A 14,438-nucleotide genomic window follows, 5' to 3' on the forward strand; every position below is an offset into this window, starting at 1 on the left:
TTAGTTAGCGTCTTTAAATCTTAGCGATCAAATTCGTCGCCAAGATAAACTCTTTTTACTTCTTCATTGTGAATGATTTCATTAGGTGTTCCTTCCATCAACACCTTGCCACCATGAAGAATATAAGCACGATCAACGATACCCAATGTTTCTCGTACGTTATGGTCAGTGATTAATACTCCTAATCCGCGGTCTTTCAAATGACTCACCAATTCGCGGATGTCTCTTACCGCAATTGGGTCAATACCTGCCAGCGGTTCATCAAGCAAAATGAAATGCGGTTGAGTTGCCAGGGCGCGCGCAATTTCAAGGCGTCGACGTTCACCGCCAGAAAGGGCTACAGAAGGACTTCGGCGCAGATGAGAAATTGAAAACTCGTCCATTAAGGATTCAAGCATATTCTCTCTTTCGTCCCGGCTGCCGCCAACAGCTTCAAGGACTGCACGAATATTTTGTTCAACAGTCAAGCCACGAAAGATCGATGCTTCCTGAGGAAGGTACCCGATACCCATACGTGCGCGACGATACATCGGCAAATCGGTAATTTCCTGCCCATCAAGAGAGATCACACCTGCATCAGCGGGAATGAGCCCGCAAACCATATAGAAGCATGTTGTTTTACCGGCACCATTTGGACCAAGCAGGCCAACCGCTTCGCCACGTCTCACATTTAGAGAAACATCTCTTAAGACAGGGCGTTTTTTATATGTTTTACCTAGGTTGCGAATTTCGAGACCTGCTGCACCCGGCATTTCTATAGAATTACTTGAGTTTGACGTCTTCGATGTAGTGACTTTTTCCTGAAATGAAGTCGTCATGATTTCTTGTTCGAGAGAACTGGCTTCGGCTTTAATGTCGGTTGTTGTATCCACGATAGGGGGCACTTCTTCTGTAGGACTTACAGTATCAAGAGATGGGGAAGCTTTCTGGGATTGCAAGGTGGCTGGGATATTGATTTCCAGCGTATCTTGTTCCTTATCTTCTTCTTCCAGAATATCAATCTCAGTTTCTTCGATTGTAGGTAATTTTGCTTCATCCAGTTTAATGAGATTCTTTGATAGCTTAGCTTCCGCAATTTCTGATTTACTTAACAATGGGTCGCTCAGTTTCCCAGAAACAGGTGGTGGCAGTGTGTCATCGGATGAATGAGCTTCTGTTTCTTTTATCTCATTTGTATTGTCAATTTTAAAAGCAGGTGGAGGTGGTTGTGCAACTGACAAATCGTGAGATTTCTCTAGGTTGTCTTTTAAAATTTTGCCCGGGTTATTTACGATGGTTCCTGATGGATGCTCTTCACGAGCAACATCAATTCTGCTCAGAATATTCTGAATATCCTGACTTAAATCTTTGTCCAGTAGGGGGGGCGTATCTGTATTTGGGTTGTCTTGTTCTACAGATAGGGGTGAAGCATTTCTTTTTGTTTCTAATGCCTTTGTGTTGCTAGGTGCTTGTTCTTCAATAGTTTTTTTAACAACTTCTTTTTCTTGGGTGGAGGGTGCTTCCAGTTCCAAATCCAAAGATGCTCGTAACGCACGACGTGCTTCTGCAAAAGAGTTTGCGCCACGATCTATATCAGAATCGCGATCTTTCAAACTCTGTTTTGCATCGGACCCGTCGGGGGTCTTGTTATCATTTTGGCTTTTGAACCAGCTCATTATTCTGTATCAATCCGAGTTAGAAGGCGAAAGTAGAACCTTTAAGATAGCACTTTCCGAATAGTATATAGCTGCTTCGTGTAAAACGACAATGTGTAATAAGCAAAAACTATACCGAATTAGACATTTTTTGGATGAATGAAATTGATGGAGAGAATTAAAAACCTAGTTGTTATTTAGGATCAATCCTTTAACGCGACTATCTCCGCCAAGCAATTTGCTACGTCCAGTTTTCATATTCACTTCAGCACATTCGCCGTTTAATTGATTTTCTCCTCTGGAAATTTTAACATTTCCACACAGGGTCGCGATTTCTTTTTGGAGGTCATATACACCTTCCTGACCGGTCACGATTTCTGTTGGCGTAGAAATATGTACACCGCTTGTCGCATCAATGCGTGTTACTTCATTCTTTCCAGTGGTTATATTTTCTCCAATGAAGGCTGTCATGACACCTGCTTGCATGCGTTTGTCTTCAGTTATCAATAAGGCGTCGCCGCGGGCAACTGCGATATTCTTTTCTGACCAGAACTCTAGCGCATCGCGTGCTGTAATTGTGGCACGTGGATCGATAAGGCGTAAGTTTTGTCCAACAAGCACAGCGACCTGTTGTTGCATATGAAATGCACCTCTGTCCCCATAGGCGTTCGTTTCTTGTTGATTTACAACAACAGAACCTTCGGCATCGATGCGGTGAACGTCTTGTTTGTCATTGGCATTCGTTCGATAATGGGCGATGAGTTCATCCGATGTAATGTTGAGGTCACCTTGTTTTGCAATGGCATTGCCAATGGCCTTATAATAACCTTCTTGCTTACCGGGTTCTTGTATCCACTCTATTCCATTATCAGCTTCGATCTCCACGGGTTTATTGGATTGATCTTGCTGTACAGTCGCTGTTTGTGCGGAAGCTGAAGTATGAATGCTTGCGAAAGATATACTCAAGGCAAGGACAAAACTGCTCCAAATGTTACGCTTTACTATGTTTAACATAAAATCAATCTCTTGCTTTAAGTTACTTGTTTACGGTGAACAGGGTTAATTTTTTTCATTGGGGGTGTTTTTGCCAGCACCAGTGAAGATGATTTTAGATTTGCCAATTAAATCTATTCTCTCGCCACCATTGTGAATATGCAGGCCTTCCGCCTCTATGTAAATATCTTGGCCAACGCCTTCTACAGGAGCATCGGTAAAACCGCTACGATTTCTGAGATCGACACTCATTCTTTCTGACCTGAATTCTAGGCCCTGATCCTGAAAAGCGTTTACGCCTCCCCATAATTCCAGCATATTCGTGTCTTGATGCATGCGCCCTTTTGGTGCTGTGACAGCATACCAGGCATCATCTGACCAAAGAATATCGCCTTTCGGTTCTTCCAAATCTATGATCGGCTTATCAGGGTCGTTTTGTATCGCCCGATCCGCAGTGATTGTGTAAGGAGATCCTTCGTCGCCATAGCCACCGTAACTTGCGTCAAAAACCTGCAACTTTGTACTATCAATATCGGGATCGTCATTGAAGACATTAAAGTCTTCGGTTTGTTGTAACAAGGGCCAAAGAATTATGCCTGCAACCATTGCAAGCGCAATGGTTGGCAATATCACCTTCATAAAGGAAACAAAGTGACCATAATAAGGGTTAAGGCGGGTGGATTTTTGACTTAATCGAATAGAGGCTCCGCGTTTCAAATTAGGACTGTAAGATGGCGGGGGCGTATTATCCCTCTGTCTCTTATCCATGTTTGAAATATCGCTCATTCAGGTGCCCGCAAGATAAATCTGATTAATATAAACTCTTGCCTTGATATAGACCTAGAGGCTTTATGGTTGCAAGCTTAAAGCCGCATAAAATATGGAAACTTTAAAATAATGCCAAGTTATATGCAGCTTGTGGAGATCAATACGGGAGCGTTTTTTTATTTGAGTTTAAACAACGCCGGCCCGAAGGAAATCATGTACATGGGCAATGCCCACAGGTTTTTTGCCATCTGTTACGAAGACGGCTGTAATTTTTGACTCATTCATTAGCGTCAAAGCTTCGGCTGCCAAGCTACTAGGTGTTATGGTAATTGGGTTTGGCGTCATGATTGAATCAGCAGATTGATCCAATAGATTTGGTGCCATATGGCGACGTAAATCACCATCCGTTACGATCCCGGAAAGATTTCCCTGGTTGTCAGTGATGCCAACGCATCCAAATCTTTTTTCAGCCATGATAACAATGGCGTCGCGCATCTTGGTTCCTGAGCTACATAAGGGTAGCTCATTGCTATCATGCATTAAATCTTCTACACGAAGGAGTTGTTGGCCAAGTTTTCCACCTGGGTGGAAAGTGTGGAAATCCTGTGCGGTGAAGCCTTTTCGTTCCATTAGAGCAACGGATAAAGCATCTCCCAAGGCCAAAGTCATCGTGGTGGATGTGGTCGGCGCTAACCCCATGGTTGCAGCTTCTGGCATGGCGGGGAGGATGATAGGAATATCCGAGTTTTTGGCCAATGTGCTTCCGGCTTTGGACGTAATACCAATCATTGGAATGGAAAAGCGTTTCGCGAAATAAATTAAATCGCTTAGTTCTTTTGTTTCGCCTGAATTAGAAATCGCAATTACTGCATCTTCATTGGTGATCATGCCTAAATCGCCATGACTAGCTTCACCCGGATGTACAAATTGTGCGGGTGTACCGGTTGATGCCATGGTTGCAGCAATTTTACGTCCAATATGTCCGCTTTTTCCCATGCCTGAAATAATAACGCGGCCCTTTACGTTGAAAAGTAAGGTGACGGCATCACTGAAATCTCCGTTAAGGCTATCGGATAGGGATTGGAGTGCTTCGCTTTCAAGAGTTAGAACGCGGCGACCTGCATTTACGTCTGTTTCTTTTTGATCGGACATAGTTGTATTTCTTGTAAAAGTTATGGGAGATCCGAATTTATGCGGTAAGGCCAGTTTACTTTAATGGGAGAAAATATCCATTTCTTCCCAGCCACCAATATCAAGTGCCGCACGCTCTGGTAAAAACTTGAAGCAAGATTGTGCCAATTCCATACGATTTTCACGTTCAAGCATCATGTCTAATTTCGCTTTCAAGGCATGAAGATGAAGAACATCGCTGGCGGCATATTCTTTTTGAGCATCCGTTAATTCAGCTGCAGCCCAATCAGATGATTGTTGTTGTTTGGAGATTTCAACGCCTAACATTTCACGACAAAGAACCGCTAAACCATGGCGATCTGTGTAAGTACGTACCAGTTTTGCTGCTATCTTTGTGCAGTAAACCGGATTGGAACGAATACCCAAATGTTTTTCTAACATGGCAATATCAAATCGCCCAAAATGAAAAAGTTTCGTAACGGTTTCATCTGCCAATAGCTTTTTCATATTGGGCGCATCATATTCGCCTGCTTTGAATTGCACTAAATGGCAATCCCCATCACCAGCTGAAAGTTGGGCAAGACAGAGGCGGTCGCGTACCAAGCTTAAACCCTGTGTTTCTGTATCGATAGCTACGATCTTTCCTAAATCCAAACCGTCAGGTAAATCACCTTGATGCAGATAAATAGTCACGCGATAATCCTTTAAGAAGTGCTGAGTTTGATGGAAAACCAAGAATATACCAGTTTTTCCAAAGAAACCAGCCCCTGCAATTCAAAGAATGTGCAGGAATTAATGTTGTTTGTTAGTTACTTGCGATGCCAACTTCTAAATCTTCAAACCAATCAAGGAAACGTTTCACATCATCTCCTCTAAAGATACCGCCATGTTGAGGTGCCATCATGTCGATTTCAAGCTTGCGAACACGTTCAATCCATTGGTTTTTAGCCGTATTTGAGGGCATCCAACGTTGGTGGAATAACTTCATTTTGGCTTTATGGGCTTCGAAATCTTCAACAAACATTGGCGCTTCACTTTCAAGTAAGGCCGCACCTATATCGCCACTCATCAAGATTTTTGCTTCTGGATCATATACACTGAAATTACCTGAGGAATGCAAATAATGTGCAGGAATGAATTGAAGTTCCAGCCCTTCCAAATGAATGCTTTTACCTTGATCAGGTAAGGGGTCATAAATAATTGATTCGCATCCGAAATGTTTTATGAAACCTTCCCATAACCATGGCGCATGCAAAGTTGCGCCAGGCAACGCTTTATCCCAAAGCCCCAGAGAGGAAATAATATCTGGATCCTGATGGGAGGCGAAAAGATGCGTAATATCTTCGATTGGTACATGGTCGGATACCGCTACCAACATAGGGGCAAAAAGCTCAATCCCACCCGGATCTAATAAGATAGCTTTTCCATGACTTTTTACCATATATTGGTTTGTATCAATGATGGAGTCAGATTTTTGCGGGTCCCGACCAAAGGAAATCCATTGATGGAACTTGCCGGCATAAATTTCAGTGGCTTTCATCATTTGAAATATTTCCTTGCGCTTTCGTTGAGTGCTTTTTTGCTTTCCGCGATTGTGCTGCGGATTTTATGGGCTGCGATTTCGAAATTCTCCAAAAGAGCCAAAAAATGTTCCGAATAACCCGTGTCATTGATACCGACTTCCAGTCGAAATTTGGAAGTTGCTACATTCGTTGCAACCAGATTGTTATCGATCTCATCCAACGTCATTTGTAATTCTTTGATATGATGGCGGATGGTTTGATGAATATCTTTAACCTGATTTTTACTATCTGTCGCGAAGGGCTGGATATGGGAGATATAGGTCATCTCCTGGCCGTTTTGAATGGCCCAATCAAATTGATTGCGGGCGCGCTCTTCGGCAAAGCCTGCTAGTGAAATCTGGGTGACGCCTAAAGATTGCTGGCTAACCTCATTCACTTGGGAAATGATTTTGCTTGCCAGCATTTCCATATAATCGGTGATAGGTTGTATCGCGCGCGCATTATTGCCGGATCGGGCGACGATGGATTTCGCATTCATGGAGCCTAGCGAAATATTCTTTGCTTCGCGAATGATAAGTTTTAAATTTGCAGCTACGGTTACAGCAGTCACAAAGAACTGATCTGATTTATTGCTTTTGGACACAAGCCACCTGATCTGTTGTTTATTTAAGGATGCAATCTTCTACTAACGAAATCAATTGCTTCCCATGATTTGTATCAAATCTAGCCATATTTAGAATAAATTAAAAGTGCAATAAACAATCTGTTAGCAGAATGCGTAATCGAATTTTTCTTGACTCAATCTATATATCGAGATATTGCGATATATAGATTGTTCATCAGGAGTGAAATTTATGGATATGGAAAAAGCTGTGTCGGCATTGAATAATCCTATTCGTCGACAGATTTTACATTGGCTGAAAGACCGATCCAATTTCCCGCCGGCCTTGCCGGAGCATAAAGACGCAGAAGGTGTTTGCGTGGGATATATTCAGGAAAAGGCAGGCTTATCCCAATCTACGATTTCGGCTTATATGAATGCCTTGAAGCAGGTGGGGTTTGTTGAAGCCGAACGTCATGGGCAATGGACATTCTATTATCGGAACGAAGAAAAAATTCAGGAATTCCTGAATGCTATGAGCGACGAATTATCGATATCTTGACGCCTCAATAGTCGTCTAAAAATCAAGGAGTTGAGTTATGATTGAGCAACCATTGAAGTTGCCAAACGGCACCCTATTGAGAAATCGCATTGTAAAATCTGCCATGTCTGAAGCTTTGGCAGATGCGCATAACAATACGACCGATGGGCATATCAATTTATTTGAAAGATGGGGTAAAGGTGGGGCTGCGCTTCTGATTACGGGCAATACGCCCGTGGATCGCTGGCATTTGGAGCATGCAGGTAATTTCGTGTTGGATGAAAAGACGGATGCTGAACAGACAAGACGCCTGACAACGGCGGCGAAAAAACATGGGGCAAAGATATTGGCGCAATTGGCCCATGCGGGCCGCCAAGTGCCAGAAGCGATTAACCCAACGCCCTTATCTGTTTCGGAACTAAAACTGGATTTAGCGGGATATGGGCAACCAAAATCTGCAACTGAAGAAGAATTACAAGCCACAATAGAGAAATTTGTAACCTCTGCTGGATTAGCGAAAGATTATGGATTTGATGGGGTGCAAATTCATGCAGCCCATGGCTATTTATTAAGTTCTTCCCTCTCCCCACGAATAAATATGCGTGATGACGAATGGGGTGGCTCACTGGGAAAGCGTGCGCGTCTGGTTCTTTCCGTTGTGCGGGCGGTACGTGAAAAAGTTGGTAAAGATTTTATCGTCGCAGTGAAGCTGAATTCATCTGATTTCCAAAAGGGTGGCTTTAGTCACGAAGATAGTATTGAAACGGCAAAGATGCTTGAAAGAGAAGGGGTGGATTTCATTGAAATTTCCGGGGGGAATTTTGAAACACCTGTGGCTTATGCTCATAAATCCAAGCAGGAAAGCACAAAAATCCGCGAGGCCTATTTCCTTGAATATGCTAAAGACATCAAGGCAGCGCTGGATATTCCGGTGATGGTGACTGGTGGGTTTAGGTCACGTGAAGTGATGGAAAATGCATTAACAAATGGGGATGCGGATTTAATCGGTATCGGACGCCCCTTTATCATCGATCCTGAATTTCCGAGCAAATTATTCGCGGGCGACATGGATGTGATCTCGGCGGTAGAGCGGGATTTCCCACCTGCACAGGATTTACCAAAAGGCGCAGTTTTAAACTGGTTCTGTCATCAACTTGCCTTGCATGGCACCACCGGGGATTCAGATTTATCCGTGCCTGTGGTGGAAGGGCATGAGAAATATTTGGACTATATTGAAACCTCAACCAAGAGATTGCTGGAAGCCAGAGGGTGATAAGCGCATTAGCGGCGTTTGAAAAGCCGCCGCAGATTCCAAAAACGCCGCCGAAAGACTGCTTTTTTTGGTTGGGAAAGAATCAGTACGCAACAACACGCGCCTTGATCCACATTACAAATCAGGTAAGGTGCATTTGTTATTTAAATTCAATCGACGGGGGAAGGGTGAATGCGATTGTTTAAAATGGTCTTTGGCTGGCTGCTTTGCATGATCCTTGGCTATCTAGCTGTAACATTTCTAACAGAACAAGAAGCTATTGCAGGGATATTGATGGCGCTTGCAGCCTTCAGTGTGAATCCCTATGTGCATGACAAGATGGTGTTGAAGCAACAAGAGGACGGCAAAAAACCAATGCACTATATGCTGAACCTGTTCAGTGCCGCTGTTATCGCAGCTATATCTATCGTTTTGGTGGCAAGCTAAATATATTGGGGTGTATTATGGGAATGGTCGAAGCCGATATCGAAAAGCTGATGGAAACTAAATGGGGGCGTACTTATGCAAATTTTACTTGCCCAGTTTGTAACCAATTAAGTGAGGAGTTGGTAAAGGTTTTTATGCCTACTCGTTATGAAACACCTTCAAAACCTCAAGAAATTGCATTGAGTTGTTCTGAATGTGGTAAAGAATTTAATGGGCAGCTGACCGTTATTGAGGGGCATCCAAAAATGAAACTGGCTGATCATCCAAGTGTCGACCTAAGTTTTACGCCCTTAGTTTTGGATGATTATTACTCAGAAGAATATGAGATGTTTTTAAGGAACTTCGATTGGAGAAGTAGCACCTTAGCTTCTTTTATTGGGGCAACTGGCGAATTAAAAGATTTGTTGAGAGATAATCCTGAAAATGGTGGTGCGAGTATCTTCAACAAAATGATATTTTCGCAAATGTTCAGTGTTTTCGAGGCATTTTTAGCAGATACCTTAGTGCATTTAATTTTTGACAGGCAGAAAAATATCGAGGTTTTCCTTAATAAACATGATAAATTGCAGAAGCAAAAGGTAAGCTTATGTGACTTGCTTGAAAATCAGTCGCAGCCCGTTCTCGATTATATCAAATCCCATATCTTCAAAGAAATTAGAGAAGAAACGCTTTTCCATAACCTTCCAAAAGTAGAAAGGTTATACGCCATATTAGGTTATAAAGTCTTCAATGATGATAGACTTAAGGATAGCTTGATGAAGGCCAGTGACTTGCGTCATCATTGTGTGCATAGAAATGGCCATGATATGCATGGTAATGTGGTAGATGCTTATACATACGAATATTTGATGACGACAATAGAAGCCATGCGAGTTGTAGCCCTATTCATTGAGCATGAGATACTGAGAGCAAAGAGGGAAAACTAGAGTTTAAGACATCGGCAAATAGTAAAGCTGCGACAGAAAGAAAAATAGCCAGCTGCATTTCTACAGCTGGCTAGGTGCCTCATAGGGAGGTGGGAGGTATTATTGGCTTGCGTTGATTTCGTATTTCTTGAACTTCACCACCTTCGCGCCGACGGCATCGTTGATTTCTTCAAAGACAGATTGCATGGGTTATGATTGTCGCCCGACATATTTCTTTTATGTTATGTGTGTTCTGGGATTCAAGTTATATGCGAGAGAAACACTGAATTAGTGATATCAAGTTTGATTAGATATCGATCAAAATAATAAGCTAAATACTGGTGCCCTGGAGAAGACTCGAACTTCCACGACCATACGGTCACTAGCACCTGAAGCTAGCGCGTCTACCAATTCCGCCACCAGGGCAGCACCATTTTGTTGGGAGCGCATATGTGCTGATTTTGACGGTATTTGTCAACATGGGAAATTTGCTCATTTATAAAAAATTTCCTTTATGAAAAGGCTGTTAAGGTTGGCGAATTCATCTTTTCCAAGTATAACCTCGTATAACTAATTATATTGTGATCAGATCAGAGCATTCTGGGGAGTGAAACATGGCTTTTAACGGCAAGATGATCGTTGTTTTTGGTGGGTCCGGTTTTGTGGGCCGCTATGTGGTTCGTAAACTGGCCGCGCAAGGCTGGCGTGTGCGTGTGGCAAGCCGTGATCCGGAAGCGGGCCTTTATCTGAAAACCACGGGGGATGTGGGCCAAGTCACACCTGTGCAAGCCAACATCCGTAACGAGGCTTCTGTCCGTGCGGCGATTGAAGGTTGCGATGCGGTGATCAATCTGGTGGGGATTCTATATGAATCCGGCAAACAGAAATTTGACGAAGTGCAAGGGAATGCGTCTGCCCCTATCGCAAAGATCGCCAAAGAATGCGGCGTAGAAAACTATGTTCATATGTCTGCTCTTGGTGCCGATGCCAATAGCAAATCCAAATATGCAAAATCCAAAGCTGCCGGCGAAGATGCAGTACGTGCTGTTTACCAAGATGCCGTGATTGTGCGTCCAAGCGTTATTTTTGGGCCTCAAGATGGGTTCTTTAACCGTTTTGCTTCTATGGCGGCAACAAGTCCGGCTCTACCTTTGATCGGCGGCGGTAAAACTAAATTCCAACCTGTCTATGTGGGGGATGTTGCCGAAGTGATCGTACGTGGTCTGGAGGATAAATCCATGGCGGGCAAAACTTATGAACTTGGCGGTCTGGATGTATTGTCTTTGGAAGAAGTTTATCAGGTCTTGTTGAAACAAATGGGCAAACATCGCGGTTTGGTGCCGATGCCACTGTTCCTTGCAAAGATTTTGGGTTCTGTATTGAGCTTCCTGCCTGTACCGCCAATGACCCGTGATCAAATGATCCTGTTGGAACGTGATAATGTGGTATCTGGTGATCTGCCAGGCTTGGCTGACCTTGGGATTGAGCCAACAACCATCGCATCTGAATTGCCACATTACATGAATAGATATCGTAATGGTGGTCAATATAATCCGATCACACCATCCTAAGGATATAAAGATGCCTCATTTTCGTATTGAATATTCCCGTGATGTGGAAGCGCGTCACGATATCGGCGAAGCTGTCAAAAATGCGTTTGCCGCAGGTGTGAAAACAGGTGAAATGACCGCAGATGCCTTAAAGGTGCGTGCGACCCCTTATGATCATCATATGATGAATGTGGATGGCGGCAGTTTTGTGCATATGACAGTTTATCTTCTGGAAGGCCGCACAGTGGAGCAGAAAGATAAGATTGGTAATATCTTATTGGAATCTCTAACTGAGTCATTTTCAACCGTGACATCGGTCAGTATTGATTTTCGCGATATGGAAGCGGCTGCTTATAAGAAACGCGTTCTTTAAGATCCTACTGAATTGATAAAAATAAAAAAGCCGCTGGGAAATTTCAGCGGCTTTTTTGTGTTTAATAATAGATGTAATACAATAGGTATCCACCAAGGGCGATACGATATAAGACAAAAGGTGTGTAGCTTGCCCGGCGTAACCATGCCATTAAAACAATGATGGTTAGCCATGCGGCGAAGAATGAAATAACCGCCGCCAGAATTGCATCATAAGTCAGGGCCATATTGCCGCTTTGCCATAATTTATAGGCGCCCAAGCTGCCTGCGGCCAAAATGGTCGGGATCGATAGAAGCATGGAAAAACGTGCGGATTCTGCGCGTTCCATCCCCATAAAGCGTGCCGCGGTCATGGTGATGCCGGATCGGCTAGTGCCCGGGATCAGGGCTAGAACTTGTGCCAAACCAATCACTAATGCGGATGGAATGCCTAAATGTTCGGTGCGGCGAATGGTCATGCCGACTTTATCCGCAATCCAAAGCAGGATGCCAAAGCCAAGAGTAGTCCAAGCCACAACTTTAATATCGCGCAGATATCCTTCCACATAGTCATAAAGGAAGAAGCCTGCCAAAACGACAGGGATGGTGCCAATGACAATATTAACAACCAGTTTGCTGTCTTTGTTGGGGCGGAAGGTAGCGAGGCGGCCTGTTCCCTTGATCATGGTCCAGACATCGCGCCAGAAATACATCATTACGGCAAAGAGGGTGCCGAAATGAACGGCAATGTCCATGGTCAGACCTTGATCTTCGGTGCCGATAAATTCACCGGTTAAATATAAATGGCCGGAGGAACTGATTGGCAGGAACTCCGTGATTCCCTGAACCAATGCTAAAACCAGAATATAATGAAGTGCCACGCGTAACTTACCCCAAATCGCTTCTGCGTAAAGAATGAATTGATTCTATATAACATGTTCGTTTGAGCTTGCATCCAGAATGTTGGAAATATTTAGTTCCGAAATGGTACTAAAATGTGATCCCAAATTTGTGATCATTTTAATGTGAGCGTCATTTTTTTGAAAATTTAAATATTTTAGTCAACAAAGTTGACCTATTTTGCATTTTTTACTGGATTTATGCGAATGATCGCGATATGACGGGGGCATCCAAAGAGAAATTGAGGGTAATAATACTTCAAACTCTATTGGGTGCTTGAGGGAAAATTCCTCAAAAATCACTTCTCTGATTAGAAAATTCAATGGGTAGTCTTCAGGGGAGTCGGGGTTAAGAAAGATAAAAACAACCACGGTCAGGAGCACTGAAATGAGCAAAACTATGCTGAAATTTGTGGATCGCGCACGTCAAATGCCGACAAAGCGTTCTGCAGAAGATCGTTCAAAGGATTTTGGCGAAATCTATGAAGGTTTCGAAGATCAAGAAGCAAAAGATCAATCTTCGCGTTGCTCGCAATGTGGTGTGCCTTTCTGTTCTGTGAATTGCCCGTTACATAATAATATTCCTGATTGGTTGATGATGACCGCCGAAGGGCGTCTGGAAGAGGCATATGAATTATCCTCCGCAACCAATACAATGCCGGAAATCTGTGGCCGCATTTGCCCACAAGATCGTCTTTGCGAAGGCAGCTGTGTGATTGAACAATCCGGCCATGAAACAGTGACTATTGGGTCTGTTGAAAAATATATTACGGACACCGCTTTCGAAAATGGTTGGGTTGAGCCGATCAAACCAATGATCGAACGTGATCAGTCTGTAGGCATTATCGGCGCTGGCCCGGGTGGTTTTGCAGCTGCGGCGCGTTTACGTGGCATGGGCTATCAAGTTCATATCTATGACCGCTATGACCGTGAAGGCGGCTTGCTTGTTTATGGGATTCCAAATTTCAAATTGGATAAATCCGTTGTGGCCCGTCGTGCGGATTGGTTGAAAGATAGCGGCGTGACATTCCATATGGGCGTTAATGTCGGCGTTGATATGTCTTTTGAAGATATCAAATCAAAACATGATGCGGTTGTGATTGCGACAGGTGTATATAAAGCACGCAACATTAAAGCACCGGGCGTTGGTTTGAAAAATGTATTGCCTGCTTTGACCTATTTGACAGCATCTAACAAAAAAGGTTTGGGTGATTCGGTTGAAGAATATGACAATGGCGCATTAAATGCCGAAGGCAAAAACGTTGTCGTTGTGGGCGGTGGTGATACCGCAATGGATTGTGTGCGTACTGCCATTCGTCAAGGCGCAAAATCTGTTAAATGTCTCTATCGTCGTGACGAAGCAAATATGCCTGGTTCCGAACGTGAAACTGCCAATGCCAAAGAAGAAGGCGTTGAATTTGTTTGGTTATCTAATCCGGAAGCCTTTGTTGGTAACGACAAGGATGAAGTCACAGGTGTACGTGCGATTTCCATGCGTTTGGGGCCGCCAGATGCAACCGGTCGTCGTCAACCACGTCCGATCGAAGGGTCTTCCACTATTCATGATGCGGACTTGGCGATTTTGGCGCTAGGGTTTGAACCAGAAGAATTACCAACTTTATGGAACCAGCCGGAATTGCCTGTAACCAATTGGGGCACAGTCAAGGTTAATCACCGCACATCCATGACAGATATGGATGGGGTATTTGCCATTGGTGATATCGTTCGCGGGGCAAGCCTTGTGGTTTGGGCTGTGAAAGACGGTCATGACGCTGCGGATAATATCCATAAATATATGCAAGAAAAAACAGCAGCTGCAGCTGCGGAATAAGTCGGGAAGAGT

General features: G+C 43.7%; 15 protein-coding genes and 1 tRNA gene. 7 read left to right on the forward strand and 9 right to left on the reverse strand.

Annotation, left to right across the window (positions count from 1 at the left end; genetic code table 11):
- Positions 1 to 20: 20 nt before the first annotated feature.
- The 7 genes from lptB to ACOQOA_RS11740 form a co-directional block, all read right to left on the reverse strand.
- Positions 21 to 752, reverse strand: a complete 732-nt coding sequence (lptB, locus tag ACOQOA_RS11710; protein ID WP_420550106.1) for an LPS export ABC transporter ATP-binding protein — start codon at positions 750 to 752, stop codon at positions 21 to 23.
- Positions 753 to 1,820: 1,068 nt separating this feature from the next.
- Positions 1,821 to 2,648 carry an LptA/OstA family protein gene (locus ACOQOA_RS11715; protein ID WP_420548810.1) on the reverse strand — a complete coding sequence of 276 codons (828 nt, stop codon included), beginning with the start codon at positions 2,646 to 2,648 and terminating at the stop codon, positions 1,821 to 1,823.
- Positions 2,649 to 2,693: 45 nt separating this feature from the next.
- Positions 2,694 to 3,413: an LPS export ABC transporter periplasmic protein LptC gene (lptC, locus tag ACOQOA_RS11720; RefSeq protein ID WP_420548811.1), complete on the reverse strand. Its 720-nt coding sequence runs from the start codon at positions 3,411 to 3,413 to the stop codon at positions 2,694 to 2,696.
- Between the two features lie 168 nt (positions 3,414 to 3,581).
- Positions 3,582 to 4,547 carry a KpsF/GutQ family sugar-phosphate isomerase gene (locus ACOQOA_RS11725; protein WP_420548812.1) on the reverse strand — a complete coding sequence of 322 codons (966 nt, stop codon included), beginning with the start codon at positions 4,545 to 4,547 and terminating at the stop codon, positions 3,582 to 3,584.
- A gap of 60 nt (positions 4,548 to 4,607) precedes the next feature.
- A complete protein-coding gene (locus tag ACOQOA_RS11730) occupies positions 4,608 to 5,219 on the reverse strand; it encodes a ribonuclease D (protein WP_420548813.1) in 612 nt (203 codons plus the stop codon).
- Between the two features lie 112 nt (positions 5,220 to 5,331).
- Positions 5,332 to 6,069: an MBL fold metallo-hydrolase gene (locus ACOQOA_RS11735; RefSeq protein ID WP_420548814.1), complete on the reverse strand. Its 738-nt coding sequence runs from the start codon at positions 6,067 to 6,069 to the stop codon at positions 5,332 to 5,334.
- Positions 6,066 to 6,692: a hypothetical protein gene (locus tag ACOQOA_RS11740; protein WP_420548815.1), complete on the reverse strand. Its 627-nt coding sequence runs from the start codon at positions 6,690 to 6,692 to the stop codon at positions 6,066 to 6,068. The genes ACOQOA_RS11735 and ACOQOA_RS11740 overlap by 4 nt, the downstream gene beginning before the upstream one ends.
- 211 nt (positions 6,693 to 6,903) lie before the next feature.
- On the opposite strand from ACOQOA_RS11740, the gene ACOQOA_RS11745 reads away from it, so the two are divergent.
- The 4 genes from ACOQOA_RS11745 to ACOQOA_RS11760 all read left to right on the forward strand — a co-directional run bounded on the left by ACOQOA_RS11745 (position 6,904) and on the right by ACOQOA_RS11760 (position 9,816).
- Entirely contained in the window at positions 6,904 to 7,212 is a 309-nt protein-coding gene (locus tag ACOQOA_RS11745; protein WP_420548816.1) for an ArsR/SmtB family transcription factor, read from the forward strand.
- Positions 7,213 to 7,249: 37 nt separating this feature from the next.
- Positions 7,250 to 8,464, forward strand: coding sequence for an NADH:flavin oxidoreductase/NADH oxidase family protein (locus ACOQOA_RS11750; protein ID WP_420548817.1), 1,215 nt, complete (start codon positions 7,250 to 7,252; stop codon positions 8,462 to 8,464).
- Between the two features lie 171 nt (positions 8,465 to 8,635).
- Positions 8,636 to 8,890 (forward strand): hypothetical protein, encoded by a 255-nt coding sequence (locus tag ACOQOA_RS11755; RefSeq protein ID WP_420548818.1) that lies wholly within the window; start codon positions 8,636 to 8,638, stop codon positions 8,888 to 8,890.
- A 17-nt stretch (positions 8,891 to 8,907) separates the two neighbouring features.
- Complete coding sequence (locus tag ACOQOA_RS11760) at positions 8,908 to 9,816, forward strand: hypothetical protein (RefSeq protein WP_420548819.1); 909 nt, start codon at positions 8,908 to 8,910, stop codon at positions 9,814 to 9,816.
- Positions 9,817 to 10,134: 318 nt separating this feature from the next.
- Here the strand turns inward: ACOQOA_RS11760 and ACOQOA_RS11765 are convergent.
- Positions 10,135 to 10,221, reverse strand: a tRNA-Leu gene (locus tag ACOQOA_RS11765).
- Positions 10,222 to 10,409: 188 nt separating this feature from the next.
- On the opposite strand from ACOQOA_RS11765, the gene ACOQOA_RS11770 reads away from it, so the two are divergent.
- The gene (locus tag ACOQOA_RS11770) at positions 10,410 to 11,366 is read left to right on the forward strand and encodes a complex I NDUFA9 subunit family protein (RefSeq protein ID WP_420548820.1); all 957 of its coding nucleotides are present in this window, start codon (positions 10,410 to 10,412) and stop codon (positions 11,364 to 11,366) included.
- A 10-nt stretch (positions 11,367 to 11,376) separates the two neighbouring features.
- On the forward strand, positions 11,377 to 11,718 hold the full coding sequence (locus tag ACOQOA_RS11775) for a 5-carboxymethyl-2-hydroxymuconate Delta-isomerase (RefSeq protein WP_420548821.1): 342 nt from the start codon (positions 11,377 to 11,379) through the stop codon (positions 11,716 to 11,718).
- A gap of 61 nt (positions 11,719 to 11,779) precedes the next feature.
- Here the strand turns inward: ACOQOA_RS11775 and ACOQOA_RS11780 are convergent, their stop codons facing one another.
- A complete protein-coding gene (locus tag ACOQOA_RS11780; RefSeq protein WP_420548822.1) occupies positions 11,780 to 12,577 on the reverse strand; it encodes an undecaprenyl-diphosphate phosphatase in 798 nt (265 codons plus the stop codon).
- Between the two features lie 406 nt (positions 12,578 to 12,983).
- Between ACOQOA_RS11780 and ACOQOA_RS11785 the strand changes: the two genes are divergently transcribed.
- A complete protein-coding gene (locus tag ACOQOA_RS11785; RefSeq protein ID WP_420548823.1) occupies positions 12,984 to 14,426 on the forward strand; it encodes an NAD(P)-dependent oxidoreductase in 1,443 nt (480 codons plus the stop codon).
- Positions 14,427 to 14,438: the final 12 nt, after the last annotated feature.

The organism is Curvivirga sp. (assembly GCF_965219885.1).
Taxonomy (GTDB): domain Bacteria; phylum Pseudomonadota; class Alphaproteobacteria; order UBA8366; family Aestuariispiraceae; genus Curvivirga.

What these genes read in the sequence shown, in the direction of transcription:
- lptB (WP_420550106.1), bottom strand. Translation starts at nt 752, where the DNA reads ATGCCGGGTGCAGCAGGTCTCGAAATTCGCAACCTAGGTAAAACATAT.
- ACOQOA_RS11715 (WP_420548810.1), bottom strand. Translation starts at nt 2,648, where the DNA reads ATGTTAAACATAGTAAAGCGTAACATTTGGAGCAGTTTTGTCCTTGCC.
- lptC (WP_420548811.1), bottom strand. Translation starts at nt 3,413, where the DNA reads ATGAGCGATATTTCAAACATGGATAAGAGACAGAGGGATAATACGCCC.
- ACOQOA_RS11725 (WP_420548812.1), bottom strand. Translation starts at nt 4,547, where the DNA reads ATGTCCGATCAAAAAGAAACAGACGTAAATGCAGGTCGCCGCGTTCTA.
- ACOQOA_RS11735 (WP_420548814.1), bottom strand. Translation starts at nt 6,069, where the DNA reads ATGATGAAAGCCACTGAAATTTATGCCGGCAAGTTCCATCAATGGATT.
- ACOQOA_RS11745 (WP_420548816.1), top strand. Translation starts at nt 6,904, where the DNA reads ATGGATATGGAAAAAGCTGTGTCGGCATTGAATAATCCTATTCGTCGA.
- ACOQOA_RS11750 (WP_420548817.1), top strand. Translation starts at nt 7,250, where the DNA reads ATGATTGAGCAACCATTGAAGTTGCCAAACGGCACCCTATTGAGAAAT.
- ACOQOA_RS11755 (WP_420548818.1), top strand. Translation starts at nt 8,636, where the DNA reads ATGCGATTGTTTAAAATGGTCTTTGGCTGGCTGCTTTGCATGATCCTT.
- ACOQOA_RS11760 (WP_420548819.1), top strand. Translation starts at nt 8,908, where the DNA reads ATGGGAATGGTCGAAGCCGATATCGAAAAGCTGATGGAAACTAAATGG.
- ACOQOA_RS11770 (WP_420548820.1), top strand. Translation starts at nt 10,410, where the DNA reads ATGGCTTTTAACGGCAAGATGATCGTTGTTTTTGGTGGGTCCGGTTTT.
- ACOQOA_RS11775 (WP_420548821.1), top strand. Translation starts at nt 11,377, where the DNA reads ATGCCTCATTTTCGTATTGAATATTCCCGTGATGTGGAAGCGCGTCAC.
- ACOQOA_RS11785 (WP_420548823.1), top strand. Translation starts at nt 12,984, where the DNA reads ATGAGCAAAACTATGCTGAAATTTGTGGATCGCGCACGTCAAATGCCG.